The 25,918-nt window shown below is 63.8% G+C and carries 19 protein-coding genes; 5 read left to right on the forward strand and 14 right to left on the reverse strand.

Features of this window, described 5'->3' with window-relative positions:
• Positions 1 to 429: 429 nt before the first annotated feature.
• The 4 genes from EN990_RS05790 (at position 430) to EN990_RS05805 (ending at position 4,486) form a co-directional block, all read left to right on the forward strand.
• Complete coding sequence (locus EN990_RS05790; protein ID WP_127366090.1) at positions 430 to 1,893, forward strand: phosphatidylserine/phosphatidylglycerophosphate/cardiolipin synthase family protein; 1,464 nt, start codon at positions 430 to 432, stop codon at positions 1,891 to 1,893.
• Between the two features lie 108 nt (positions 1,894 to 2,001).
• Positions 2,002 to 2,850: an endonuclease/exonuclease/phosphatase family protein gene (locus tag EN990_RS05795; RefSeq protein WP_013529834.1), complete on the forward strand. Its 849-nt coding sequence runs from the start codon at positions 2,002 to 2,004 to the stop codon at positions 2,848 to 2,850.
• Between the two features lie 62 nt (positions 2,851 to 2,912).
• Positions 2,913 to 3,248: a hypothetical protein gene (locus EN990_RS05800; RefSeq protein ID WP_127370322.1), complete on the forward strand. Its 336-nt coding sequence runs from the start codon at positions 2,913 to 2,915 to the stop codon at positions 3,246 to 3,248.
• Positions 3,249 to 3,625: 377 nt separating this feature from the next.
• Positions 3,626 to 4,486 carry a hypothetical protein gene (locus EN990_RS05805; protein ID WP_024502664.1) on the forward strand — a complete coding sequence of 287 codons (861 nt, stop codon included), beginning with the start codon at positions 3,626 to 3,628 and terminating at the stop codon, positions 4,484 to 4,486.
• A gap of 62 nt (positions 4,487 to 4,548) precedes the next feature.
• Here EN990_RS05805 and EN990_RS05810 read toward each other — a convergent pair whose 3' ends face one another.
• The 8 genes from EN990_RS05810 to EN990_RS05845 all read right to left on the reverse strand — a co-directional run bounded on the left by EN990_RS05810 (position 4,549) and on the right by EN990_RS05845 (position 17,167).
• Entirely contained in the window at positions 4,549 to 6,063 is a 1,515-nt protein-coding gene (locus tag EN990_RS05810; protein WP_127385386.1) for an aldehyde dehydrogenase family protein, read from the reverse strand.
• A gap of 185 nt (positions 6,064 to 6,248) precedes the next feature.
• Positions 6,249 to 7,523 carry an RNA polymerase sigma factor gene (locus EN990_RS05815; protein WP_013529830.1) on the reverse strand — a complete coding sequence of 425 codons (1,275 nt, stop codon included), beginning with the start codon at positions 7,521 to 7,523 and terminating at the stop codon, positions 6,249 to 6,251.
• Positions 7,520 to 7,894 carry a YciI family protein gene (locus EN990_RS05820; RefSeq protein WP_013529829.1) on the reverse strand — a complete coding sequence of 125 codons (375 nt, stop codon included), beginning with the start codon at positions 7,892 to 7,894 and terminating at the stop codon, positions 7,520 to 7,522. The genes EN990_RS05815 and EN990_RS05820 overlap by 4 nt, the downstream gene beginning before the upstream one ends.
• Before the next feature lie 107 nt (positions 7,895 to 8,001).
• Positions 8,002 to 9,108 (reverse strand): DNA topoisomerase IB, encoded by a 1,107-nt coding sequence (locus tag EN990_RS05825; protein ID WP_127369741.1) that lies wholly within the window; start codon positions 9,106 to 9,108, stop codon positions 8,002 to 8,004.
• 84 nt (positions 9,109 to 9,192) lie between these two features.
• The gene (locus tag EN990_RS05830) at positions 9,193 to 10,077 is read right to left on the reverse strand and encodes a transglutaminase family protein (RefSeq protein WP_013529827.1); all 885 of its coding nucleotides are present in this window, start codon (positions 10,075 to 10,077) and stop codon (positions 9,193 to 9,195) included.
• Between the two features lie 3 nt (positions 10,078 to 10,080).
• The gene (locus EN990_RS05835; protein ID WP_063173000.1) at positions 10,081 to 12,492 is read right to left on the reverse strand and encodes a circularly permuted type 2 ATP-grasp protein; all 2,412 of its coding nucleotides are present in this window, start codon (positions 12,490 to 12,492) and stop codon (positions 10,081 to 10,083) included.
• 6 nt (positions 12,493 to 12,498) lie between these two features.
• Complete coding sequence (locus tag EN990_RS05840) at positions 12,499 to 15,858, reverse strand: transglutaminase family protein (protein ID WP_127368320.1); 3,360 nt, start codon at positions 15,856 to 15,858, stop codon at positions 12,499 to 12,501.
• A gap of 112 nt (positions 15,859 to 15,970) precedes the next feature.
• Entirely contained in the window at positions 15,971 to 17,167 is a 1,197-nt protein-coding gene (locus EN990_RS05845) for an acyl-CoA dehydrogenase (protein WP_013529824.1), read from the reverse strand.
• Between the two features lie 137 nt (positions 17,168 to 17,304).
• On the opposite strand from EN990_RS05845, the gene EN990_RS05850 reads away from it, so the two are divergent.
• Entirely contained in the window at positions 17,305 to 18,216 is a 912-nt protein-coding gene (locus EN990_RS05850) for a LysR family transcriptional regulator (RefSeq protein WP_127368319.1), read from the forward strand.
• Here the strand turns inward: EN990_RS05850 and EN990_RS05855 are convergent, their stop codons facing one another.
• The 6 genes from EN990_RS05855 to EN990_RS05880 all read right to left on the reverse strand — a co-directional run bounded on the left by EN990_RS05855 (position 18,217) and on the right by EN990_RS05880 (position 25,918).
• On the reverse strand, positions 18,217 to 20,541 hold the full coding sequence (locus EN990_RS05855) for a Tex family protein (protein WP_127368318.1): 2,325 nt from the start codon (positions 20,539 to 20,541) through the stop codon (positions 18,217 to 18,219).
• A 125-nt stretch (positions 20,542 to 20,666) separates the two neighbouring features.
• Positions 20,667 to 21,848 (reverse strand): serine hydrolase, encoded by a 1,182-nt coding sequence (locus EN990_RS05860; RefSeq protein WP_127368317.1) that lies wholly within the window; start codon positions 21,846 to 21,848, stop codon positions 20,667 to 20,669.
• 37 nt (positions 21,849 to 21,885) lie between these two features.
• A complete protein-coding gene (locus tag EN990_RS05865; RefSeq protein WP_127368316.1) occupies positions 21,886 to 23,082 on the reverse strand; it encodes a serine hydrolase in 1,197 nt (398 codons plus the stop codon).
• A gap of 64 nt (positions 23,083 to 23,146) precedes the next feature.
• Positions 23,147 to 24,181: an extracellular solute-binding protein gene (locus EN990_RS05870; RefSeq protein ID WP_027161445.1), complete on the reverse strand. Its 1,035-nt coding sequence runs from the start codon at positions 24,179 to 24,181 to the stop codon at positions 23,147 to 23,149.
• Positions 24,182 to 24,204: 23 nt separating this feature from the next.
• Positions 24,205 to 25,005 (reverse strand): ABC transporter permease, encoded by an 801-nt coding sequence (locus tag EN990_RS05875; protein ID WP_013529816.1) that lies wholly within the window; start codon positions 25,003 to 25,005, stop codon positions 24,205 to 24,207.
• Positions 24,998 to 25,918: an ABC transporter permease gene (locus tag EN990_RS05880; protein WP_013529815.1), complete on the reverse strand. Its 921-nt coding sequence runs from the start codon at positions 25,916 to 25,918 to the stop codon at positions 24,998 to 25,000. The genes EN990_RS05875 and EN990_RS05880 overlap by 8 nt, the downstream gene beginning before the upstream one ends.

A 25,918-nucleotide genomic window follows, 5' to 3' on the forward strand; every position in this document is an offset into this window, starting at 1 on the left:
ATCCGGCAGCGACGGCCGCCTGGACGATCTCGCGGACGAGAGGCAGCAATTGGCGTTGGCATTCTGCCGACGTGTCGGCAACTACGTCATCGCCGGGAGGTTCATCGAAGTTGAATTTCATCGTTAGGCGCCCCCCTCGCCATCAATCAAAGTGTTCATATCATTAAGTTCATTCATCCTGATATACAATAGAGGTCGCACCAAAGCATAAGAGGCTTCGGAGGCTCTGAGCAGAACAGGATGATGCCAGGCTCTATGCTTCCGCTAGGTCAGGTTTGTCCTTCTGAACAGGGTCCGTCGGGAAGCTTCTACCCATCAATCTCTGCGGCTGGTCGAAACCTTCGGCCAGGGCCGCATGCCACCATCCGGCGAATGCGCGGCAGGACCGGCCGCATTGCCTTCTGCAACCGCTCGCTGGATAGTCTCGGCATGTTGGCGACCCTGGCGACTCACTGGCCGCAAATTCTGGCGATCATCTCCGTGGTGATGGCGACGGTCGGCATCGTCCATGCCGTCATGACCAAGGAAGATGTGCGCGCCGCCACCGGCTGGGTCGGCGTGATGGTGCTGTCCCCGATCCTCGGCGTGCTGATCTACGCCGTCGCCGGCATCAATCGCATCCGCCGTGCCACGATCACCGCCCAGCGCCCGTTTGCCGACGGCGTGGTGTCCGCCAAGCATGAGCGCGACGTCGCTGTCGAAGAGGCCCTGATCGTCGAGCGATACGGGCAACGGTTCACGGGCTTGCGGACACTCGGCGACAGGGTGGCGCGGCGCGCGCTCAACCCTGGAAACGCAATCGATGTGCTGGAGACCGGCGACGAGGCCTATGCCGCCATGTGCGCGGCAATCGACGGCGCCGAGCGCAGCGTCCTGCTCGAGACCTATATTTTCGACAATGACGCCGTCGGCCTGCTCTTCGTCGAGGCGCTGGCCGGCGCCGTCCGGCGCGGCGTCACCGTCCGCGTGCTGATCGATGCCGTCGGCGCCCGCTACTCGGTGCCGAGCATCCTGGGGCATTTGCGCGAGGCCAACATCCCCGCCGACGTCTTCAACGGCAACATCGTCATGGGCCTGCGCCTGCCCTACGCCAATCTGAGGACCCACCGGAAGATCCTGGTGGTGGACGGCATCGCCGCCTTCACCGGCGGCATGAACATCCGAAAAGGCTTCTCCGCCGAATTCGCCGGCTCCAACAGCGCCAGGGACACACATTTCCGGGTGACCGGCCCGATCGTCGCCGACCTCTTTTCGGTCGCCGCCGAAGACTGGCGCTTCGCCACCAACGAGGCGCTGAAGGGCGACGCCTGGCGCATTGCCCCGCTGTCGCCATCGCCAGGCGCACCGATGATGGTGCGGGCAGTCGCTTCCGGCCCGGATGCCAGCAACGAGACCAACCACAAGCTGCTGATCGGTGCGTTCTCGGTCGCCCGCAAGTCCATACGCGTGATGTCGCCCTATTTCCTGCCGGATCGGGAACTGATCAGCGCCCTGATCACCGCCGGCAGGCGCGGGGTCGAAATCGACATCGTGGTGCCGGCGGTGAACAATCTCTTCCTCGTCGACCGCGCGATGATGGCGCAGTTCGATCAGGTGCTCAAACACTATTGCCGTGTCTGGCGAACCGAGGGACCATTCGACCATTCGAAGCTGCTTTCGATCGACGGCGCGTGGGCCTATGTCGGATCTTCCAATCTTGACGCCCGATCGCTGCGGCTCAATTTCGAGATCGACTTGGAGGTGCTCGATGCCGGCTTTGCCAGCGAGATCGAGGCGCGGATCGGGTCGGCGATTGCCTCCGCCGTGCCGGTAACGCTGGAAGCCTTGCGAGCCCGGCCGTTCCTTATCAGGCTGTTCGACCGGGCATTGTGGCTCGGTTCACCCTATCTCTAAGGCGGAGGCGCGCTTGAGGAACTCGTCTGTCATGGAACATACGCCGAAATTGCCTATTTTGACTGTATCCGGCTTCTGAATTGAAGCCAGCGAGAACGAGCAGCACAGATGCACAGAATTGGACGCAGCCTCCCGGCAAGCATGCTTCTGTCCCTTCGTGACCGCCGGATGCAGAAAGCTAACGCCGCCGCACTCAAGACGACAGCCACCACCGGCACGCTGGTTGCCTCCTACAATGTCCACAAATGCATCGGCGTCGACAGGAAGTTCGATCCGGACCGGACCATCCGCGTCATCCGCGAAATCGATCCGGATGTCATTGCCCTGCAGGAAGCCGACAACCGCTTCGGCGACCGTGATGGTCTTCTCGACCTGCCCCGGCTCGAACGGGAAACCGGACTGGTTCCGGTGCCGATTTCCGCTACCGGCAAGGGCCATGGCTGGCATGGCAACGTCTTGCTGTTCAAGAAGGGCGTCGTTCGCGACGTGCACCAGATCAAGCTTCCGGGGCTGGAGCCGCGCGGCGCGGTGGTGGCGGAGATCGACCTCGATGGAAGCCGGACGCTGCGCATCATCGCCGCCCATCTTGGCCTGCTGCGCCGCTCGCGCTCCCAGCAGGCGCGCGTCGTGCTCGACCTGATGAACAGCCCGGACGAAAGACCGACCCTGCTGCTCGGCGACCTCAACGAATGGCGGCTTGGCAACCGCTCCGCTCTCAACACGCTGCATGCGACGTTCGGCCCGCAGCCGCCGGCGGTCCCCACCTTCCCGTCGAACCTGCCGCTGCTGGCGCTCGACCGGATCATGGCCAACCGGCATGGCATGATTGCCGCCATCGACGCGCATGACACGCCGCTTTCACGCGTTGCCTCCGACCACCTGCCGCTGACGGCCTTCGTGCGCCTGGAGCGGGTGGACGATAACGCCTTGATGTCTCCCGCGTCGCAAAGAGTGTAAAATTAAGCGGAACGCCGGGTTCTTCCGCGAGTTACCATGTCTTGAACGTGTAGGAGGACGAGATGAAGAAGTTGATTCTGGCTTCCCTGTTGGCATTGGCCGCGACAGCGGCGATCACTGCGCCGACGCAAGCGGCAAGCGTGACCATCCAGTCCGACGACGACGACAGATATCTGCCGGATGACAATTCCGACAGTGGGATCGTTATTCGCCGTCACCACCGGGATCGCTATTACGACAATCAGTATGATGGCGACCGGAACGTTCAGTATGACGATGGCGAATACCGGTACGGCGAATATCGCCGCCACCACCGGCATCATCGCTGCCATATCGAACTGGTCAAGCACTGGCGCCACCACCACAGGGTGATCGAAGAGGTCCGCGTCTGCGGCTGATCCCGATCGAACCAACCGGCCGGCCAAAGCCGGCCGGTTTCATCGCGTATGGTGGCGAGAGATGCCGCCACCAGTTGGAAATGCCCCTGCAGACGACTGACGCGCGGCGCGGTTCGCGCAGCTGGATTACCTGGCTGATCTTGTCGCGATTGCGCTTGGCACGGTAACCCACTCTCCACCATCCCCGTCAAGCGGTACCGGCCCGCTTCCCAGGGCATGGCAATCGGTTAGCGGATCCCACCATGGACCGGTCGTTGCCCGACCCGTGTTCGGGTTGGGCTTGCTCTTCGCATTTGGTGCCTCTGGACACAGCCGTGGAAGGCTGAAAAATGTGGAGCGCAACTCGGCTTTTGGAGTTGAACCGGAACACCAGGAGGATGGCGCTGAAATTGGAAGATATTGCCGGCCATCCGGCGTTGCATCGCTACGTTCAGGAACAGTCCCTGGCGCTGATCCGAATCTATGAGGAGAGCCCTCGCCTGGCTTCCATTTTCGCCACGCAGCAGCGTTGGCTGATGGGTCATGTCGGCCTCGCCATGCATTTCAGGCGCGATCCGCACGACCGCCGCAAGGAACTGACGGTATCGCGGTTCATCGAGTTCGTGCACCAGCATGCGGTCGCCAGCCGCAACACGGCGGACGCTTTCATCAAGGAGATGCTGCACTACCACATCGCCGAGTATGTGTCGGGTGGCGACGGCCGTACGCACCCTTTGCAGCCGACGGCGGCAACCGTGCAGACCTTTACCGGCTGGGTCCTTGCCCATCTGCGGACGCTGGATCGCCTCGACGGCGCTGACCGCTTGGCCAGGTTCCTCGAACACCCCGAGATGGTTGCCGGGCTGCAGCCTCTGGTGGCGGACGGCCTGCTTGCCTCCAAGCCGGTGCGCGAACCCAACCAGACCTTTTCGCTGTTCATCTGGCTCAACAATGGCGGCATCGTCATGGACTGGCTGATGTCGGGCATCGACCCCGATCACGCCGGCCTGGACCAGATTCCGACCAGCGTGGTTTCGATCGGAGATTTCGCCAAATGGCTCAAGCTCTCGCGGACCCATCTGGCCCGCAAGCTGCGCGCTGCCGAGAATCTCGGCAGCATCGGCTGGCTCGGCCAGCGCGGCCATTCGGTGATGTGGGTGTCGAATACATTCTACCAGGAATACATGACAGTCCAGGCGGCCAAACTGGCCATCGTCGACACCGCTTTCAATGCCTGTTTTCCGCCGGCTGGAAGCTGATCGGTGCGGCATCCCCGTAACGGGGATGCCTTTCAATGCGGGCGATCAAAATCCCGAAGTTCTCAGTCGATGTCGAACGACACGCCCTGGGCGAGCGGCAGCGCCTTGGAATAGTTCACCGTGTTGGTGGCGCGCCGCATATAGGCCTTCCATGCGTCGGAGCCGCTCTCGCGGCCGCCGCCGGTTTCCTTTTCGCCGCCAAAGGCACCGCCGATCTCAGCGCCCGAGGTACCGATGTTGACATTGGCAATGCCGCAATCCGATCCGTCGACACCCAGGAAACGCTCGGATTCCTGCAGGTCGCGGGTGAAGATCGACGACGACAGGCCTGCGCCCACGGCATTGTGCTCGTCGAGCACGGCGTCGAAATCCGAATATTTCATCACATAGAGGATCGGCGCGAAGGTCTCTTCCGTGACAGGGGCCACCTGCTTGGGCATCTCGACCAGCGCCGGGTGCACGTAATAGGCATCCGGGTGCCCGTCCTCGACCCGGGTGCCGCCGGTCACCTTGCCGCCATGGGCGGCGGCTTCCTTCAGCGCCTTCTGCATGGCGTCAAAGGCCGCCTTGTCGATCAGCGGCCCGACCAGCGAGGAGGTCTCCAGCGGATTGCCGACAGACACACTCTCGTAGGCCTTCTTGAGGCGCGGAACCAGGGCGTCGTAGACGCTGTCATGCACGAACAGGCGCCGCAGCGTCGTGCAGCGCTGGCCGGCCGTGCCCATCGCTCCAAAGGCAATCGCGCGCAGCGCCATGTCGAGATCGGCGCTCGGGCAGACGATGCCGGCATTGTTGCCGCCGAGTTCGAGCACTGCGCGGGCAAAGCGCTTGGCCAGCCGCGGGCCGACGTCGCGGCCCATGCGGGTCGAGCCGGTCGCCGAAACCAGCGGCACCTTGGGGTGATCGACCAGGATCTCGCCGACGGCGCGGTCGCCGATCAGCACCGGCGCCAGGCCATCAGGTGCGTCCGCGCCGAAGCGCTTGACCGCACGCTTGAAGATAGCCTCGCAGGCAAGTGCGGTCAGCGGCGTCTTTTCCGACGGCTTCCACACCACCGCGTCACCGCAAACAAGCGCCAGGGCGGCATTCCAGGACCACACAGCGACCGGGAAATTGAAGGCGGAAATGACGCCGACGACGCCGAGCGGATGCCAGGTTTCCATCATCCGATGGCCCGGGCGCTCGGTGGCGATGGTCAGGCCGTACAATTGCCGGGAGAGGCCTACGGCGAAATCGCAGATGTCGATCATCTCCTGCACTTCGCCGAGCCCCTCGGACGGGATCTTGCCGACCTCGATCGACACCAGCCGGCCAAGCTCGGCCTTGTGCGCGCGCAGTTCCTCGCCGAGCAGCCGCACCAGTTCGCCACGCCGCGGGCCCGGCACCATGCGCCAGGCCTGGAAGGCCTTGTGCGCGGCATCGATCACCTTGGCCGCGTCAGCCGGCGAGATCGTCTTCAGCGCCGCGATCTGCTCGCCCGTCACCGGGCTGCGCACGATCAGGTCGCCGCCGACGAGCGCTTCCTTGGCCACGCCCAGTTTCGCCAGCAGTTCGGTCGTTTCCTTGCCTATCGTCATTCTTGTCCCTTTCAGATCCCGTCGCCATCATATGGCGCTGGGTTAAGCCTTCGCCGTGCCGCCCGTGTGCCGAAAGGCACTTCAGGCGCAGTCATGGCGTGGCATTACTCGTTTCAGGGGAAAATCGCCACCCCGGCATGGTCCAAGCCCAAACTACACGATTGAGCCAGATGGGGAGGTGACGCTCAGTTTGCCTTTTTCGCCGGCGGGCGCACCGCACCGTCCTTGATCAACCGGTCGATATGCATGCGGATATGGGCAGCTTCTGCCGCCGTGTTCGCAAGCGCTATGGCGCGGTCGAAGGCGACGCGCGCCTCGTCGCCCCGGTCGAGCTGCATCAAGAGGCCCCCCTTGAGCCCGAAAAAGTGGAAATAGCCGGAAAGCCGTTCCTCCAGCGGCTCGATCATGGCCAGCGCCTCCCCCGGTCCACGCACCTTCGAGACCGCGACGGCCCGGTTCAGCGTGACCACCGGCGACGGCTGCATCTGCTCCAGCAAGCGGTAGAGCAGGTCGATCTCGTTCCAGTCCGTATCCTCGGCCTTTTCGGCCCGCGCATGCAGCGCGGCAATCGCCGCCTGCACCTGGTAAGGGCCGGGCTTGCGATGGCGCAGCGCCTTGTCCACCAGTGCCAGCCCCTCATCGATCATCTTGCGGCTCCACAGGCTGCGATCCTGGTCTTCGAGCAGCACGATCTCGCCGCTCTCGTCGAAACGGGCCGGTGCGCGCGCATGCTGCAGAAGCAACAGCGCCGTCAGCCCCATGATCTCCGGCTCCGTCTGGAACAGCCGCAGCAACAGCCGTGCCAGCCGGATCGCCTCCTCGCACAGCGGCGCGCGGGCCGGCGCCTCGCCGCTGTTGGTCGAATAGCCCTCGTTGAAGACCAGGTAGACCATGGCGGCGACGGCGGCGAGCCGTTCCGAGCGCTCGACCGCGCCAGGCGTCTCGAACGGCACGCCGGCGTCCGCAATGCGCGCCTTGGCGCGAGTGATGCGCTGCTCCATGGCGCTTTCGCCAACCAGGAAGGCGCGCGCGATCTGCTTGACGGTGAGACCGGAGACGATGCGCAGCGCCACCGCGATCTGCTGCGTTGCCGGAAGATCAGGATGGCAGCAGATGAACAGCAGCCGCAATATGTCGTCGCGGTAGTGCGCCCCGTCCAGCCGCTCGGCGATATCGCTCTCGGCGTCTTCCAGATCGGAAACCTGGTCTTCCTCCGGCATCGGCGCCTGCTTGGCGCGCTTGCGCACCGCATCGATGCCGCTGTTGCGGCCGACGAAGATCAGCCAGGCCGCCGGGTCGCGCGGCGGCCCGTTCTGCGGCCAGTTCTTCAACGCCCTGAGGCACGCGTCCTGGAAAGCTTCCTCCGCCGTATCGAGATCGCGGAAATAACGCAGCAGCGCGCCCATCGCCTGCGGGCGGGCGGCGCTGATCGCGGAGCTGATCCAGGCCATTTCGGTCATGCGGAAACCGTTGTTGGGTTGAAGACCGAAACCGGCCGGATTTCATAGGAGCCGCCGCTCGGGTTGACCTCGGAAAGCTCGCGGGCGAACTCCACCGCCTCGTCGAGATCGGCGCATTCGAGCGTGTAGAAGCCGAGAAACTGTTCCTTGGTCTCGGCGAACGGCCCGTCGATGACGACCGATTCGCCTTTGACCTTCCTCAACGTCGTCGCGGCCGTGGTCGGCAGAAGCCGTGCCACCGGGCCGAGCCGACCAGCCTTGGCGTACTTGTCCTGAACGTCGAGGAGATTGGCCATGACCTCGTCGTCCTGTGCCTTGCTCCAGGAGCAGACGACATCTTCGGAGGCATAGCAGAGGATTGCGTAGAGCATGGCTGGTCCTTTTCTCTGTCAAAGGACGAAACAGTAAGACCGATCCCGACATGACGTCGATAAAAAAATCCAGATGTGACGGATTTGGCCACCGTCGGCCGCGTCGGTCAGCTTTCTCCCAGTTTCAGCCATCGCAACACGAGAGCTTCCTCGTCATCGAGACCGGCAATCGCCCGTTTGCGCTTGTTGGCCTGCGCCATTTCATCCAGCAACCGTCCCTCGGACCACGCTTCGAAGACCCGCGGATGGATATAGCATTTGCGGCAGACGGCACGCGTATTGCCCAGCCGCTCGGCAACCTTGTCGATGACGCTGTTCATCGCCCTGTTTCGCTGCGTCTGGCTTTGCGGCAGTTCCGTTTGCGCAAACAGCGACGCGGCGTGAATGGTGCCGCCCCAGGTGCGGAAATGCTTCGAACTGAAGGCGTCACCGACCGCCTCACGGATATAGCGGTTGACGTCCTCGGAGCGGACCGGCCGCCTGTCGCCATCCTCATCGAGATACTGGAACAGCTTCTGGCCTGGCAGGTCCTGCGCGCCACGCACAATCCTGGCGATGCGGCGGTCGGCCAGCTTCAGCTTCCACTCCTTGCCCGACTTGCCCTTGAAGGCAAAGCGCAGGCTTGAACCGACAATATCGACATGCCGGTCGCGCAACGTGGTCAGCCCGAAACTCTTGTTGTCGCGGGCGTAGGCGGCATTGCCGACGCGGATCATCGTGTTGTCGAGCAGCCAGACGACCGCGGCGACGACCCGCTCGAACGGCAAGCCACGACGGCGCAGATCGCTATCGACCCTGTGCCGCAGGTCCGGCAGGCTCTCGGCGAATGCGACAAGGCTCGAATATTTGGCACCATCGCGCTCTTCGGCCCATTGCGGATGATAACGATATTGCTTGCGTCCCCGCTGGTCCCTGCCGGTTGCCTGGATATGGCCGTCCGCGTCGGGCGAAATCCACACATCCGTCCAGGCCGGCGGAATGACGATCGCCTCGATGCGGGCTTTGGTGGCGTCCGAAACCGTCCGTCCGTCCGGTCCCTTGTAGGAAAACCCCTTGCCTGTCTTCAGCCGCCGGATACCAGGCTCGGCATCGCTGACATAACTAAGCGACGCATGATCGGCCGAGCTTTGTGCCCCGTTTTTGAACACGCCATCTGGCGATACAGCGTCCTCGCCAGCCGGTCGGCCGGGCGACAATCCGGATTTCTGCAACATGTCGGCTCCACGCGAATTCCGTAGATAAGCCACTGGCCGACCGCTGGTTCCACGCGCCGTCCGAAAACGGTGTCGAGCCTGCCTTCAGGCTTTCTCGAGCACAACCGGAATGACATCGACAGCCTGCTCGCCGACCTGTCCCCCCGTGGTCTTGAGCACGCCGACGATCGGCGCTACGTCCGAATAGTCGCGGCCGTAGCCGACGGTGATATGGTCGTTGCTGGCCCGCATGCCGTTGGTCGGATCGAATTCCTGCCAGCCTGCGTCGCGCCCGCACCAGACCTTGACCCAGGCATGCATGGCATCGGCGCCTTCCAGCCGGGGCTTGCCCTTCGGCGGGATGGTGCGCAGGAAGCCGCTGACATAGCCAGCGGGAATGCCGAGCCCACGCAGGCCGGCGATCATGATATGCGAAAAGTCCTGGCAGACACCGCGCTTCAGCCTGAAGGCATCGCTGGCCCGGGTCCGCACCGTCGTCGCCTCGCCGTCATAGGTGAAATCACGATGAATGCGATGGCACAGGTTCATGGCCGTGCTGGCGGCGGAACCGGCGATGCTGCTGCGTGCGTAGGCGGTGATCGCATCGTCGATGCCGGCATGGGTGCTGGCCGTCAGGAAATGGTGCGGTGCATCAGGTGCTAGAGACCGCACCGCGGCGAGCTCCTGCCTGAGCCGGGCGATATCGGGCGACACGTCGAGCCCGGGCTCGGGCCGAGACACCGACACGCGGGCGCTCATCCTGATGTCGAGCGCATCATGCGCGTCGCGAAAGGCGATCGAGGTGACGTTGTTGCCGAAGAAATCGGAAAAGTCGGAACGCTCGTTGGGCGCCGGCGCAAAGGACAGTGATGCGGCGATGACGCGCTGCACGCCTGATATCGTCGACGGCAGCACGCGCACCTGATGACGACCGCCGCCGGCAGCGGAAGCGTAATCATAGTGGAGATGAAGCCTGATATCGTAGAGCATGATTTATCCGAAATAGGCTTTGGCGAGGCTGTTGTAGAGGCCGCCGATTTCGTGGGCGAGCTCGTCCAGCGCCTTTGCCGTCATATCCGAAGGCTCCTTGATGGCGATCTGGGTGTTGAGCTGCAGGATTTCCTTCGCCGCCGGCGACATTTGCCCCTCCCCGCCGAGCGACGGCAACAGGCCGATTTCGGCCTTCAGCCTTTCGAGCTGGAACAGGATGGAGCGCGGGTTAAGCGGATCGAGCGCCAGCAGGTCGATCACCGTGCGCCGGCCGGCCTGCACCGGATATTGGCGGCGATGGGTCATCACGCTGTCGCCGATCTCCAGCATCATGTCGAGCGCGCCGTCCGGCGCCTTGGCGCTGGTCAGCCGCGACAGCGTGCGGGAGATCTGGATGCCGCGCTCCAGCCGGCGGCCGATCTCGAGGAAGCGCCAACCGGCGAAGCGGTACATGTTCTCGTGCAGCAGGCCGGAAAAGCCGGCGAGCTTACGCAGGATGACTGTCATCGCCCGGGTCGCGTCGTCGCCGGGCGCGACCGTCGTTGCGAACTGATGGATGGTTTTCGACAGGTCCTTCAGCGCCAGCCAGCCATCGGGCGAGAAGCGGTCGCGAATCTGCCCGGCGCTGTAGACCGCGCTATCCAGCGTGCCTATCAGCCCTGACGGGATCGCCGTCTCGACGTCGATGCCGAAAGGTTCGAGATAATCCCTGATGTCGGCGAGCAGCGGCATGTCCGGGTCGGACGTTTCGGCGAGCCGCACATGGTAGGCGCGCAGGATGCGCACCGTGTCTTCCGAGCGCTCGATGTAGCGGCCGAGCCAGGTCAGGTTCTCCGCCGCGCGACTGGGCAGGCTGCCGGGCCTGGTGCGGCTGAAACTGTCGCCTTCCTGCGGCAGCAGCGTCTCGCGCTCCACCGGTTTGTCGCTGACAACCCAGACATCCGCTGCCTGGCCGCCACGCTGCATGGCGATCGCCGTCGGGTCGAGCGACAGGCCGATGCGGGCAAAACCGCCCGGCATCACCGTCCAGCCCTCCGGCGTTCGCGCCAGGTAGACGCGCAGGCTCGCTGGCCGCGGCTCCAGCCACCCGCCGACATAGACGGGCGTCGTCGAAAGCGTCACCGCTTCCTGGCCGACAAAATCGCCGCCATCGCGTTCGATGCGCGCCACCAGCTCCGCCCGCTCTCCGGCCGACAGCGCCGAACCGAGCTTCGTTGAATCGTCATCCTCGAAGGCAAGTCTCGTCGATAGCGCCGGGCCGATCACCATGCGATCGATGTTGGCCAGCACATGCGCGCGTTCGGTTGCTTGCCCGCACCACCATGTCGCGACGCTTGGCAGCAGCAATTCCTCGCCCCGCAAGGCCCGTGAAATCTTGGGCAGGAAGGCGAGCAGCGCACGCGTCTCCATCAGGCCGGAGCCAAGCGCATTGACGGTAGCAACCGCGCCCTGGCGGATCGCCTCGACCAGGCCCGGCGTGCCGATCTGCGAATCCGGGCGCAGTTCGAGCGGATCGGCGAAGGCGGCATCGAGCCGCCGCCACAACACGCTGATCGGCATCAGGCCGGAAACCGTGCGTACCATGAGCCGGCCGCCTGAAACGGTCAAATCCTCGCCTTCGAGCAGCATGATGCCAAGGTAGCGGGCGATGTAGGCGTGTTCGTAATAGGTTTCGTTGAGCGGCCCCGGCGTGAGGATGGCGACGCGGCCGTCGGTCTCCTTGGCCATGCCGATCAGCGCGTCGCGAAAACGGCGGAAAAAGCCGGCAAGGCGGTGCACATGCATCTCGCCATAGATGTCGGACAGCGCGCGTGTGGTGGCGACGCGGTTTTCCAGTGCGAAGCCGGCGCCGGACGGCGCCTGCGTGCGATCGCCAAGCACCCACCACTGGCCGTCAGGTCCACGGCCGAGCTCGAAGGCGCAGAAATGCAGGAAGTGGCCGCCGGCCGGCTTGGTGCCGACGACAGGCCGCAAATATTCGGGGCTGGCGGCGATCAATCCCGCCGGCAGGATGCCTTTTTCGACCAGCCGGTTCGGCCCGTATATATCGGCGATGGTTTCCTCGAACAGTTCGGCGCGCTGCACGAGGCCGGCGCTGATCGCCGCCCACTCGCTCTCTTCGATGAGAACCGGGACATGCGCCAGCGGCCATTCGCGTTCATTGGCGCCGGCCTTGTCATAGACGCGGTAATAAACGCCGGCATCGCGCAGATACTGGTCGGCGCGGGCAAAGCGCTGGCCGAGCTTTTCAGCACCGAGTTCCTCGAGCGCCTCGACAAAATGCTTCCAGGCCGGGCGAGGATTGCCCGATGCATCGACCATCTCGTCGACGACGCCGTCGATAGGCTGGTAGTGCTCCAGCAGGCTGTGGGTCTGCGGCTTGCCGCGTCCCCTCTTGTGATTCCCCTTTGCCATTGCTGATCAGAGTCTTGCCGGCCGCCGAAGGTCAAGGGTCATCGGGAAATCTTCCGCCGGTTGTTCTTCACGGATCACATAGGCGGATGGCGTATGGCCACGCGGTTCGAAGCGGGCGAGCCGCCGAGCTTCCGCCTCGTTGCCATTGACCGGAAAGGTGTCGTAATTGCGCCCGCCGGGATGGGCGACATGGTAGACGCAGCCGCCGACCGCACGGCCCGACCATCGGTCATAGATGTCGAAGACCAGCGGCGTGTTGACCGGCAGCGCCGGATGCAGGCCCGATGCCGGCTGCCAGGCCTTGAAGCGCACGCCTGCCACCGCCACTTCGCGATTGTCAGTGACCTTCATCGGCACGATGCGGCCGTTGCAGACGACTGCGTGGCGCTCCGGGTTCAGCCCTTCGGTCTTGACCTGCAGCCGTTCGACCGAGGAATCGACGAAGCGCACGGTGCCGCCGATCGCGCCTTGCTCGCCCATGACATGCCACGGTTCCAGCGCCTGGCGCAGTTCCAGCTTGATGCCGGCATGCTGAACCTCGCCGCAGAACGGAAAGCGGAATTCGAGCTGGGCGTCGAACCATTCGGGACGGAACTCAAAACCGTTGAGCTTGAGGTCGTCGAGCACGTCGAGGAAATCGGCCCAGACATGATGCGGCAGCATGAAACGATCGTGCAGAGAAGTGCCCCATCGCACGAAGCGGCCGTCGAGCGGGTTCTTCCACGCACGGGCGATGATGGCGCGCACCAAAAGTTGCTGCGCGAGGCTCATGCGCGCATTGGGCGGCATCTCGAAGCCGCGGAATTCGACCAGCCCCAGCCGGCCGGTCGGTCCGTCGGGCGAAAACAGCTTGTCGATGCAGATTTCCGAACGATGCGTATTCCCGGTGACGTCGGTCAACAAATTGCGGAACAGCCGGTCGACCAGCCATGGCAAGGGTGCGTTGCCCTGGTCTGGATGCGGCACCTGCGCCATAGCGATCTCAAGCTCGTAGAGCGAGTCGTGACGCGCCTCGTCGAAGCGTGGCGCCTGGCTGGTCGGCCCGATGAACAGGCCGGAGAACAGGTAGGACAGCGACGGATGGCGCTGCCATTGCAGCACCAGGCTCTTCAGCAGGTCCGGCCTTCGCAGGAACGGGCTGTCATTGGGTGTCGCACCGCCGACCACGACATGGTTGCCGCCGCCGGTGCCGGTGTGGCGGCCATCGATCATGAACTTGTCTGCGCCAAGCCGTGTCTGCCGCGCCTCCTCGTAGATCGCCGTCGTCGTCGCCACGCAATCCTGCCAGTTGGAAGCAGGATGGATGTTGACCTCGATGACGCCTGGGTCAGGCGCGACGCGGATGACGTTGAGGCGCGGATCGTGCGGCGGGCCATAGCCTTCGATGTGCACGGGAAGGCCTATCGCCTTCGCCGCGTTCTCGGCCGCCGCGACCAGTTCGAGATAGTCTTCCAGCGCCTCGACCGGCGGCATGAACACGCAAAGCCGGCCATCGCGCGGCTCGACCGAAAGTGCGGTGCGCACCGCGCCGCCAATCTCGGTGATCTCCTGCTCGACCCGCTCCTGCTGGCCGGTCGCAGCGGTGAACGATGCCGCCTGCTGGCGGCGCGCCATCTCGTCGGCGCCTTCCAGTTCGGCTGGAGCCGGTCCGGCCAGTATGGCTTCACGCGCGAGCAGCGGGCCGCGTGGCAGTGATGGATCGACCGGCACGATATAAGGGAATTGCTCCGGCGGCACATAGGGCAACGTGCCGAGCGGCAGCCGGTAGCCGACCGGTGAATCGCCTGGCACCAGGAACAGCCGGCCACGCCGCGTCTTCCATTTTTCCGAACGCCAGCGCGGATCCGATGCCTGGCTGTTCCAGCGCTGGACGGGGAGCACATAGCCGGACGGTTTGGTCAGCCCGCGTTCGAACACTTTCGCCATGCGGCTGCGTTCTTCCGGATCCTCCAGCCTGGAGTTGGACGGATCGACATTGTCGGGCAGCTTGCCTTCCTTGAGCAGCCATTCGGCCGGATCCTCATAGGCTTCGCTCACCATGGCCTTGTCGATGCCGAGTTCGCCGGCAATCGCGGTGAGCAGGCTTTCGGCCTGCTTCGGGCCGATATCGGCCTCGCTCTTTTCGCGTGCGATCAGCGACGGATCGCTCCACACCGGCTGGCCGTCGGCACGCCAGTAGAGCGAAAAGGTCCAGCGCGGCAGGCTTTCGCCCGGATACCATTTGCCCTGGCCGTAATGGAGAAAGCCGCCCGGCGCAAAGCGCTCGCGCAGTTTACGGATCAGTTCGTCGGCCTTTTCGCGCTTGGTGGGACCGACGGCGGCGGTGTTCCATTCGGCCGACTCGAAATCGTCGATCGACACGAAAGTCGGCTCGCCGCCCATCGTCAGCCGCACGTCGCCGGCGGCAAGTGCTTTATCGACCTTGTTGCCCAGAGCGTCGAGCGCCTGCCAGCTTTCGTCCGAAAATGGCTTTGTGATGCGCGGATGTTCGGCGATGCGGTCGACCCGCATCTCGAAGCCGAATTCGACATTGGCGAAGCTCGCCATGCCGGAAATCGGGGCCGCGTTGCGGAAATGCGGCGTGGCGGCCAGCGGCACATGGCTCTCGCCGGTGAGCAGGCCCGAGGTCGGATCGAAGCCGATCCAGCCGGCGCCGGGAAGATAGACCTCGCACCACGCATGCAGATCGGTGAAGTCGACGGCGGTTCCGGCTGGACCGTCCAGCGCCACCAGATCGGGCTTCAACTGGACCAGATAGCCGGAAACGAAGCGCGCCGCGATGCCGAGATTGCGCAGGATCTGCACCAGCAGCCAGCTCGAATCCCGGCACGATCCCTTTTTCGCGGCCAAGGTCTCTTCCGGCGAGAACACACCGGTTTCCATGCGCACGATATAGGCGATCTCGCGCTGCAGCCGCGCGTTGAGATCGACCAGGAAATTGACGGTGTTGGCAGCGCTGCGATCGATGGTCTTCAGCAGCGCCGACAGCAGCGGTCCCGCCGGCTCCGGAGTGCGATAGATGGCGAGATCGTCGCGTATCTCTTCCGGATACTCGAACGGAAACGCCTCGGCCGACGGCTCGACGAAGAAATCGAACGGATTGTAGACCGTCATGTCGGCGACGAGGTCAACCTCGATCTTCAACTCCGTCACCGGCTCCGGAAAGACGAAGCGGGCGAGGAAATTGCCGTAAGGATCCTGCTGCAGATTGACGAAGTGGTTCGCCGGCTCGACCTTGAGCGAATGGCTCAGCACCTTGGTACGGGAATGCGGCGCCGGCTGCAGCCGGATGATCTGGGGCCCGAGAACCACCGGCCGGTCGTATTTGTAATGGGTCAGGTGGTAGACGGCTGCCAGAATTGCCATGGGGCCCCGGAATTCAGCGTTTCAAACGATTTCGCTGAACCCTGACACATCTGGCGACCATTCTCCAAGCAGAGATGTTGCGGTGCACCTAATTTAAGCAACGGTTACCGGCTCAGAAAAATGCCTGCAACCCCGTCTGCGCCCTTCCCAGGATCAGCGCATGCACGTCATGCGTGCCTTCATAGGTGTTGACCGTCTCCAGGTTCTGCGCGTGGCGCATGACGTGGTAGCCGATCTGGATGCCGTTGCCGCCATGCATGTCGCGGGCCTGGCGGGCGATATCCAGCGCCTTGCCGCAATTGTTGCGCTTGACGATCGAGATCATTTCCGGCGCCATCTTGCCTTCATCCAGCAGCCGCCCGACGCGCAAGGACGCCTGCAATCCCAACGCAATTTCGGTCTGCATGTCGGCAAGCTTCTTCTGGTAGAGCTGCGTGCCGGCCAGCGGCTTGCCGAACTGCTTGCGGTCGAGACCGTATTGGCGGGCGCGGTGCCAGCAATCCTCGGCGGCGCCCATCGAGCCCCAGGAAATGCCAAAGCGAGCCCGGTTGAGGCATCCGAACGGTCCGCCAAGGCCCTTTGCGTTGGGCAGCAGCGCGTCCTCACCGACCTCGACGCCTTCCATCACCACTTCGCCGGTGATCGACGCCCGCAGCGACAGCTTGCCGCCGATCTTCGGCGCCGAAAGCCCTTTCATGCCCTTTTCCAGCACGAAGCCACGGATCTCGTCCTTGCCGTTCTCCCCCTTCAGCTTCGCCCAGACGACGAACACATCGGCGACGGGCGCGTTGGAAATCCACATCTTCGAACCGGACAGCTTGTAGCCGTTGGCGGTCTTCTCGGCGCGCGTCTTCATACCGCCCGGGTCGGAGCCTGCATCCGGCTCGGTCAGGCCGAAACAGCCGATCCACTCGCCGCTGGCGAGCTTGGGCAGGTACTTCTTGCGCTGTTCGTCCGAGCCATAGGCATAGATCGGATACATCACCAGCGACGACTGCACTGACATCATCGACCGATAGCCGGAATCGACGCGCTCTACTTCGCGTGCGACCAGCCCATAGGTGACGTAGTTCGCGCCAAGCCCGCCGAATTCTTCAGGGATGTTGATGCCGAGCAGGCCGGCCTCGCCCATTTCACGGAAGATCGCGGTGTCGAAGGTCTCGTTGAGGTAGGCGTCCTCGATCCGCGGCGCCAGTCTGTCGGCGGCGAAGGCGGCCGCCCCGTCGCGCACCATGCGCTCGTCTTCCGAAAGCTGGCCCTCGATCAGGAACGGGTCTTCCCAGACGAATGCGTTCTTGTCGGCGGCCATGACGTTCTCCCAAACCAATGCATGTCGCTCAAAACGATGACACGCGTGAAGCAAAATGTTGGCCCGTTCTATCGGCCTGTGCCTCGAAAAAATCAAACGAAATTGATTCACCGATCAATGAGCATTAGGAATGGATCATGAGTGTCCAGCGCCGCCTTTTGCCCAACATCAGCGCCCTTGCCGCCTTCGAGGCTGTGGCCCGGCTCGGCAGTTTCACCGCCGCCGCCCAGGAGCTCGATCTGACCCAGGGCGCGGTCAGCCGCCAGATCAAACTTCTGGAAGATCAGTTCGGCCGCCGGCTGTTCGAACGCGACAGCCGCAATGTCAGGCTGTCGACATCGGGCGAGATCTACGCCGAGGCGGTGCGTTCAGCACTTGGGCAATTGCGTGACGCAGCCCTTGGATTGATGAGCAATCGGCATAGTGGTATCCTGAACCTTGCCATTTTGCCGACCTTCGGCACGCGCTGGCTGATGCCGATGATCCCCGATTTCGTCGAAAACAATCCCGATATCACCATCAACTTCGTCACCCGCGTCGGCCGCTTCGATTTCGCCAGGGAGAGGCTGGATGCCGCCATCCACTACGGCCTGCCGGACTGGCCGGAGGCCGACTCGACACTGTTGGTGCGCGAAACCGTGGCGCCGGTCGTGTCGCCCGAATTCCTCGCCGGCCGCGCCATCGCCTCAACGGCCGATATCGGCCGCTTGCCGCTGCTGCACATGGCGACGCGTCCTGGCGCCTGGACAGAATGGTTCGAGCATCAGGGCCTGAGCGCGCCGACCGGGCCCGGCATGCAGTTCGAACAGTTCGGCACCGCCGCCCAAGCCTGCATGGCGGGGCTCGGCGTGGCGCTGCTGCCGTTGATCCTCATTGCAGGCGAATTGCAGCGCGGCCAGCTGGTGCCGGCGCCAGGCCAGCCCATGCAAAGCCGCAGTGCCTACTATCTCGTCGTCCCGCACGACAAGCGCGGCCATCCGCCGGTCGCCAGTTTTCGCGACTGGCTGCTGGGCCAGGTCGAGAAGGAACCGGCCGTTCTGGCGTGGTAGCTACTTTCGCTTCAGCGCATCCGCCAAAGCAGCACCGAACGCTCCCTGTTGCGCCGGCCGCTCCGGCTGGCGTTGCTGGGGTGCCGGCGAACGTGGCGCCGGCCTGCCGCCATTGTCGCGCGGTCCGCTGCGCGGAGCACCACCCTCGCCGCTATCCTTGCGCATGGAAAGCGCGATGCGCTTGCGCTTGATGTCGACATCGACGACGCGCACCTTCACCACGTCGCCGGCCTTGACCACCTCATGCGCATCCTTGATGAACCGATCGGCCAGCTGCGAGACATGCACCAGCCCGTCCTGATGCACTCCGATATCGACGAAGGCGCCGAAGGCGGCCACGTTGGTGACCGTGCCTTCCAGCAGCATGCCGGGCTTCAGATCCTTGATGTCGTCGATGCCGTCGGCGAAGGTCGCCGTCTTGAAGCCTGGGCGCGGGTCGCGGCCGGGCTTTTCCAGCTCCGCCAGGATATCGCGCACCGTCGGCAAGCCGAAACGCTCGTCGACGAAGACGCGTGGGTCGAGTGCCTTGAGCGCGGCACTGTCGCCCATCAACGACCGCACATCGCGCCCGCAGGCAGCGACGATCTTCTTCGCCACGCCATAGGCCTCCGGATGCACCGACGAGGCGTCGAGCGGCTCGCTGCCATTGGCAATGCGCAGGAAGCCGGCGGATTGTTCGAAGGCCCGAGGTCCGAGCCGCGGCACCTTGAGCAGGTCCTTCCGGCTGGCGAAGGGCCCGGTCGCATCGCGATGCGCAACGATCGCGTCGGCCAGCGATGCGCCCAGACCTGAAACGCGCGCCAAAAGCGGCGCCGAGGCAGTGTTGAGATCGACGCCGACGGCATTGACCGCGTCCTCGACCACCGCTTCCAGCGAGCGGCCGAGCCGGTACTGGTCGACATCGTGCTGGTACTGGCCGACGCCGATCGATTTGGGTTCGATCTTGACCAGTTCGGCCAGCGGATCCTGCAGCCGCCGGGCGATCGACACGGCGCCGCGCAACGACACGTCGAGGCCGGGGAATTCCGCCGCCGCCGTCGCCGATGCCGAATAGACAGAGGCGCCGGCCTCGCTGACGATCACTTTCAGTGGCTTGGGGCCACCGTCCGCCGGCATGTCGGACAGCATGTCGGCCACCAGCTTTTCGGTCTCGCGGCTGCCGGTGCCGTTGCCGATCGAAATCAGCTCGACCTTGTGCAGGCGGATGAGCTTGGCGAGTTCCGCCTGCGTGCCACGCACATCGTTTCTGGGCGGAAATGGATAGACCGTCGTCGTTGTCAGCACCTTGCCAGTGCCGTCGACCACCGCCACCTTGACGCCGGTGCGGATGCCGGGGTCGAGCCCCATCGTGGCGCGCGAGCCGGCGGGAGCGGCCAGCAGTAGATCCTTGAGGTTGCGGGCAAAGACGTGGATCGCTTCCTCCTCCGCCCGCTCGCGCAGATCGCGCATCAAATCGAGCGTCAGATGCAGCGACAGTTTTATACGCCAGGTCCAGCCCGCCACCTCCATCAGCCATCTGTCACCCGCAAGGCTGCCGCCGATGGCATAGGCATCGGCGATCATCCGCTCGACCGGCTTCACCGGTGAGCTGTCATCGGCATCGACCTCGATGTCGAGCGACAGCACTTCCTCGTTGCGGCCGCGCAGCATCGCCAGCGCGCGATGGCTCGGCACATTTGCCCAACGCTCGACATGGTCGAAATAATCGGAGAATTTCGCGCCGGCCTCCTGCTTGCCGTCGACCACCCTGGCCCGCATGAAGGCGCGCTCCTTCATGTAGCTGCGCAATTTGCCGACCAGATCGGCATTCTCGGCGAATTGTTCCGACAGGATGTCGCGCGCGCCCTCGAGCACCGCCTTGGTATCGGCCACCTCTTCGTTGACATAGGCCAGCGCCAGTTCGGCAGGCACCAATGAGCGGTTCGCCAAGATGGCTTCGGCCAGCGGCCCCAGCCCGCGCTCCCTGGCGATCTCGGCCTTGGTCCGGCGTTTGGGCTTGTAGGGCAGGTAGATGTCCTCAAGTTCCGCCTTGGTGGTGGCGGCGACGATCTTGCCTTCAAGCTCCTCGGTCAGCTTGCCCTGTTCGCGGATCGAGCCAAGGATGGTGTCGCGGCGCGCGTCGAGCTCGCGCAGATAGGCAAGGCGTTCGGCAAGATCGCGCAATTGCGTGTCGTCGAGCCCGCCGGTGACTTCCTTGCGGTAGCGCGCCACGAACGGCACTGTCGCGCCCTCATCGAGCAGTTCGATCGCCGCGGCCGCCTGTTCGGGCCGCGCGCTGATCTCGGCCGCGATGATGGCTGCAATGCGCTTGATGTCGGATGCCATGTCGTTCCTGCTCTCATCCAAAGAGCGGCGACCATAGGCGCAGACGTCCGGCCCGCCAACCGCCGCGCTTCGATCAGCCCGGCGGGTCCACAGGAAAGCGTATGCTAATGTGGTGGACAGCCGCGCTAGATTATCCGGCTGAGCGCCTCGAAGAACGCGACGATCTCGATATCGAGCGGATCGTCGACAGGCTGCGGCTGCGACGACATCTTGGCGATCACCACTTCGGTCCTGGGATCGACATACAGCCACTGGCCATGGATACCGATGCCGCAATAGGCGCCGTTCTCGTGTCCAGTCTGGTACCATTTGTTGCGGTAGCGGCCCTTGGGAAACAGTGGCAGCATCGCGCCGCGCTGCCAGGCGTCCGCACTGCCGCCAGTGCTGGTCGTGTCGCGCACCCAGGCTTCCGGTACGATGCGGCGGCCATTGGCCATGCCACCTTGCCGCATCATCTCGCCGACACGCGCCAGGTCGCGCGGCGTCACCGAAATGCCGCCGGCCGTGCGCGCCGTGCCCTCCATGTCGACGCCGATCGAGGCTTCGCTGACAGCGCCGAGCGGCAGCCACAGCTTCTCGCGCATCAGGTCGGTGAACCGCTGGCCCGACGCACGCTCGAGCAGCAGGCCGAGCAGGTCGGAATTCGGCGAGCGGTAGCGGAAGGTCTGGCCATGCGGCTCTGCAAGGCGTTGCAGGGTCAGGATGAATTCGCGCAGGCTCTCCGTACCGCCGCCCGGATTCCACAGCGTGGCACGGCGATAGCGGGCGAAAGCACTTTCCGGATCGAGATAGGCTTCCTCGAAATCGAGACTGACGCTCATATCGAGCACATGCCGCACGCTCGCATCGCCATAGGCCGAGCCGGCGGCTTCGGGGATGTAGGCCGTCACCGGCGCTTCCGGGTCGAACACCCCCTCGCCTTCCAGTATGCCGGCAATGATGGCGGTCAGCGACTTGCTGATCGAAAAGATGATGTGGCGGGCGCCGAAATCCATATGCGGCGCGAACCAGTCGCCGACGATCCTGCCGCCTTTCATCACCGTCAGTGCGTCGGTGCTCGAACGTGCGAGAAAATCAGCCACTGTCTCCGGTGTGCCGGCGATCGCGACCTTCTCGCCGAGCAGGCCGCCCATATCGCGCACGGGGGTTTCGACAACGCCCGACGTCGCCGTCACCCGGGCGGTCGGCACCAGTTCGCCGAGATTCTGGAACGACCACCGGTTGAACGGGTTCTCGCGCCAATTGGCGAGCACGACCTGGTTGCGCCGGAAGCCATAGCGGGTCTCGAACACGGTTTTGCCGGTCATGGCGTTTCCTTCCGGGTCGTTTCTTCTTTGTGGGGGCTCAGCGAAGTGCCGTGGCGATAGCGTGCACGGCTTTCAGCGTCGCTATGGAATAGGCACCATTGGCGAAATCCGGCCAGGTCGAAAGCTTCACCACGACCATTCCGGTGTTCCAGTCGATATGGATCATCTGACCGAACACGCCGCGGCACATCAGTGCGCGCGAGCGCGGGTCCTCGATCCAGAACTGGTTGCGATAGCTGCCCTCCGGCAGGCTGGGGCTGAAGTCCGGCCCATGCCTGCCGTTGCGCGTGTCCTCGACCCAGCCGGCCGGCACGACGCCGCCACCATTGTCGAGGATCAATTGGCCGAAGCGGCCATAATCGCGCAGCGTCGCGTTGAAACCGCCGTCGGCCACCGCATAGCCGGCGCTGTCGACCGTGAAGCAGGCGCTTTCATCGGCGCCGAGCTTTTGCCAGAGTTCTTCCGAAACCAGTTGCGGCAGCCGTTTGCCTGTCACCCGCTCCATGATGAAGGCGAGCACATCGGTCTCGATCGAGCGGTATTCGAATTGAGCCCCGTGCGGACGGACCGTTTCCTTCAAGCCCAGGATCAGTTCGAACATGTGCGAGGGCCAGCGAAAATCCGGATCGCTGCCAAGCGGCACCGGCTTCCAGCCGGTGGCGACATCGACCTGGCCGATGTCGGAATAGCGGTCGGTATATTCCTCGGAGAAACGGACGCCGCTGGTCATGTCCAGCACATGCTGCACATTGGCGCCGGCCCAGCCGGTAGCGCCGAGTTCCGGCAGGTAGTCGCTTACCGGTCTGGCCGGATCGATCAGGCCGCGCCCGACCAGTATGCCGAACACCGAACCGGTGACGGACTTCGCCATCGACTGCGACAGGTGCAGCGTGCGCTCGTCCATGCCGTTGAAATAGCGCTCATAGGCAACCTTGCCGTCCTTGAGCACCAGAAAACCGTCCGTATAGGTCTCGTCGAGCAGCCCGGCGAGTGTCGTCGGCTTGCCCTCGCTGTCCTCGACCGCCAGCCCGTCAAGATCGACCTCGGCGCGTTCGAGACGGCGGCGATGGCCGTTGCCGCGCCAGACTTCGGCGGTCGGCAGAATTTCACGGATGTGCTGGAACGCCCAGCGGTTCCATGGCGGCCGGTCCCAGTCGAGCTTCGGCGGCACCATGGCGGGCGGCGAGCCCTGCATGATCGGCGGCCGCGGATCGCTGTTGCGATAGGAGTCCATGAAAGGCCATTCCCGGAAAAGAAAAGACCCGGCGGCATGTGCCGCCGGGTCTCTCATGCAGCGGTTACTTCTGCAGTTCGGTCCAGATCTTGGTGTAGAGTTCCTGCGTTTCCGGCGGGCACATCTTCTGGAATTCGCCTTTCGGCTTGGCATCGGCCGGAATGACGACTTCCGGCGCATCCTTCATGTCCGCCGGCATGTATTTGTCCGAGCCGGTGATGGCGTTGGCATAGCGGTGGAAGGCCGAGAGGCCCGCCGCGTTTTCCGGATCCATGATGAAGTTCTGGAACAGCTTGGCATTGTCGACGTTCTTGGCTTCCTTCAGAACGACGACGTTGTCGCTCCACAGGCCAAAGCCTTCCTTCGGATAGTTGTAGTGGATGGCCGGATTGGCCAGCCGCTGGCGCAGTGCCGAGCCGTTCCAGTCGCTGGTCGCCTTGAAATCGCCGGCGCCCATCTTCTCGATGGTGTTGTATTCCATGGCGATCCAGTTCGGCTTGGCCGCCACCAGGAGGTCGCGCACCTTCTTCAGCACCGCCTTGTCGTCGGTGCACTGCTGGCCGCCGACATATTTGATCGCCGCGAAGATGACGTCGCCCATCTCCGGAACGACGTTGACCTTGCCCTTCAGCTCGTCCGGCGTGTTGAAGACGATGCCCCAGCTGTCGGCTGGACCCTTGTAGGCATCGGTGTTGACGACGACGCCGATCGTGCCCCAGGCCCACGGCACCGAATATTTGCGGCCCGGATCGAACTCGGGATTGGCCCATTCCGGCGCGACGTTCTTGAAGTTCTCCATCTTGCCCGGATCGGTCTCGAGCAGGAGACCTTCCTTGATCCAGATCGGCACATAGGTCTGCGACGGCACCGCGATGTCGAAGCCGGTGCCGCCCTGGCGAACCTTGGCCAGCGCGGTGTCGTTGGAATCGTAATCGGTGATGGTCACCTTGACGTTGTATTTGGCTTCGAACTTCTTGATCACGTCGGGGCTGGTGTAGTTGCCCCAATTGTAGATGTTGAGCACGCCGTCGGCGCGGGCCAGGCCCGTCGAGGCGAGCAACGCCAACCCCATGGCGGTTGCTGTTGTCTTCCAGTTCATGGTTTTAACTCCCATTTTTCGGTTCAGTCTCGTTTCCTGCTGACGAAGAAAAACAACGTGACGATGGCAACCGAGAGCAGCAGGAAGGCGGTCGATATCGCGTTGATCTCGGGTGTGATGCCGCGGCGGATCTGGCCGAGCATGTAGGTGGGCAGCGTGTCCTGGCCGCCCGATTTGACGAACTCGGTGATGACGACGTCGTCGAGCGAGATGACGAAGGCCAGCATCAGCCCGGCCAGGATGCCGGGCCACAGAAGCGGCAACGTGATGCGCCGGAACGTCTTCCAGGGCGTCGCGTAGAGGTCGGCTGCGGCACGCTCCAGCGTCAGGTCCATATTCTCAAGCCGCGCCCGGATCGGCAAATAGGCAAAGGGAATGCAGAACGCCGTGTGCGCGGCGACCAGATAGCCGATGCCGGAATAGCCGGTGAAGATCTTGATGCGCGAGAAGAAAATCAGCAGCGCCACCCCGGTGACGATCTCGGGCACCATCAGCGGCTGGTTGATCGCCGCATACTTGAAGGTGAGGCCGGGATAGGACGCGGTGCGGGTGGTGGCGAGCGCCGCCATGGTGGCAAAGATCGTGGAGAGCACCGCCGCAATGGAGCCGATCTGGAAGGAACGCAGCGTGGCATCGACGACCTGCGTGTTCTGCCATGCCGACTGGAACCATTTCAGCGAAAAGCCGCCCCATTCGGAGGTCGAGCTCGCCGCGTTGAAGGCATAGATGACCAGCACGATGATCGGCAGATACAGCACGATAAAGCAGGTCGCGGCGATCGCGCTGAATCCTGGCTGGTGCTTGATGGAAAAGTTCTTAGCCATGACGCACCCCCGACTTGCCGGCATTGCGCACATAGGCAAGCAGCGCCACCATGACGATGATCATGACGGCGATCGACAGCGCCGAGCCGAGTGGCCAGTTGCGGCCCTGCCCGAACTGCAATTCGATCAGGTTGGACAGCATCATGTTCTTGCCGCCGCCAAGCACGCTCGGCGTCACATAGGCGCCAAGCGCTGGAATGAAGACCAGGATGGAGCCGGCGATGACGCCCGGCTTGACCATCGGAAAGATAATCCGCCGCAGCACCTGGAAGCGCGTGGCGTAAAGGTCATAGCCCGCCTCGACCAGCCGGAAATCGAGCTTTTCCATACTGGCGTAGATCGGCAGCACCATCAGCGGCAGGTAGACATAGGCCATGCCGATCAGGATCGCCGTGTCGGTGTAGAGGATCTGGATCGGCGCCGAGATGATGCCGAGCTTGAGCAGCATTGTGTTGATGATGCCTTCGTTGCGGATGATCTGCAGCACCGCGAAGGTGCGGATCAAAAGGTTGGTCCAGAACGGAATGGTGATCAGGAACAGCCAGAGATCGCGGGTCTTTTCGCTGCGCGTCGCCATGAAATAGGCGGTCGGGAAACCAAGCACCAAGGTGGCGATCGTCGTCACCACCGAGAGCTTGATCGAGCGCAGGAAGATGGTGACGTGGGCGGCGGCGATCGAAAGCGTGTCGTCGAAGATATCGCGTTCCAGAAACACCGCTATCCAGGCTTCCGGCGAGAACTGCCACTTCACGTCGCCATAGGAGCCTGGCGTCAGGAACGAGTAGACGAGCACGATCAGCAAGGGGCCGGTCGCGGCGAGGAAAATGACCAGCAGCGCTGGCGCTGACAAAAGCCAGCGGTCGCGGACATCGCGCCGCTCCGCTGCCTTGGCGACTTCTTCCGCGGTCGCCAT

The organism is Mesorhizobium sp. M7A.F.Ca.US.005.03.1.1, from assembly GCF_003997975.1.
GTDB lineage: Bacteria > Pseudomonadota > Alphaproteobacteria > Rhizobiales > Rhizobiaceae > Mesorhizobium > Mesorhizobium ciceri.

Excerpts from the sequence above, each read along its gene's own strand:
- EN990_RS05790 (WP_127366090.1), top strand. The coding sequence starts at position 430 with ATGTTGGCGACCCTGGCGACTCACTGGCCGCAAATTCTGGCGATCATC.
- EN990_RS05795 (WP_013529834.1), top strand. The coding sequence starts at position 2,002 with ATGCACAGAATTGGACGCAGCCTCCCGGCAAGCATGCTTCTGTCCCTT.
- EN990_RS05800 (WP_127370322.1), top strand. The coding sequence starts at position 2,913 with ATGAAGAAGTTGATTCTGGCTTCCCTGTTGGCATTGGCCGCGACAGCG.
- EN990_RS05805 (WP_024502664.1), top strand. The coding sequence starts at position 3,626 with ATGGCGCTGAAATTGGAAGATATTGCCGGCCATCCGGCGTTGCATCGC.
- EN990_RS05810 (WP_127385386.1), bottom strand. The coding sequence starts at position 6,063 with ATGACGATAGGCAAGGAAACGACCGAACTGCTGGCGAAACTGGGCGTG.
- EN990_RS05815 (WP_013529830.1), bottom strand. The coding sequence starts at position 7,523 with ATGACCGAAATGGCCTGGATCAGCTCCGCGATCAGCGCCGCCCGCCCG.
- EN990_RS05820 (WP_013529829.1), bottom strand. The coding sequence starts at position 7,894 with ATGCTCTACGCAATCCTCTGCTATGCCTCCGAAGATGTCGTCTGCTCC.
- EN990_RS05825 (WP_127369741.1), bottom strand. The coding sequence starts at position 9,108 with ATGTTGCAGAAATCCGGATTGTCGCCCGGCCGACCGGCTGGCGAGGAC.
- EN990_RS05830 (WP_013529827.1), bottom strand. The coding sequence starts at position 10,077 with ATGCTCTACGATATCAGGCTTCATCTCCACTATGATTACGCTTCCGCT.
- EN990_RS05835 (WP_063173000.1), bottom strand. The coding sequence starts at position 12,492 with ATGGCAAAGGGGAATCACAAGAGGGGACGCGGCAAGCCGCAGACCCAC.
- EN990_RS05840 (WP_127368320.1), bottom strand. The coding sequence starts at position 15,858 with ATGGCAATTCTGGCAGCCGTCTACCACCTGACCCATTACAAATACGAC.
- EN990_RS05845 (WP_013529824.1), bottom strand. The coding sequence starts at position 17,167 with ATGGCCGCCGACAAGAACGCATTCGTCTGGGAAGACCCGTTCCTGATC.
- EN990_RS05850 (WP_127368319.1), top strand. The coding sequence starts at position 17,305 with ATGAGTGTCCAGCGCCGCCTTTTGCCCAACATCAGCGCCCTTGCCGCC.
- EN990_RS05855 (WP_127368318.1), bottom strand. The coding sequence starts at position 20,541 with ATGGCATCCGACATCAAGCGCATTGCAGCCATCATCGCGGCCGAGATC.
- EN990_RS05860 (WP_127368317.1), bottom strand. The coding sequence starts at position 21,848 with ATGACCGGCAAAACCGTGTTCGAGACCCGCTATGGCTTCCGGCGCAAC.
- EN990_RS05865 (WP_127368316.1), bottom strand. The coding sequence starts at position 23,082 with ATGGACTCCTATCGCAACAGCGATCCGCGGCCGCCGATCATGCAGGGC.
- EN990_RS05870 (WP_027161445.1), bottom strand. The coding sequence starts at position 24,181 with ATGAACTGGAAGACAACAGCAACCGCCATGGGGTTGGCGTTGCTCGCC.
- EN990_RS05875 (WP_013529816.1), bottom strand. The coding sequence starts at position 25,005 with ATGGCTAAGAACTTTTCCATCAAGCACCAGCCAGGATTCAGCGCGATC.
- EN990_RS05880 (WP_013529815.1), bottom strand. The coding sequence starts at position 25,918 with ATGGCGACCGCGGAAGAAGTCGCCAAGGCAGCGGAGCGGCGCGATGTC.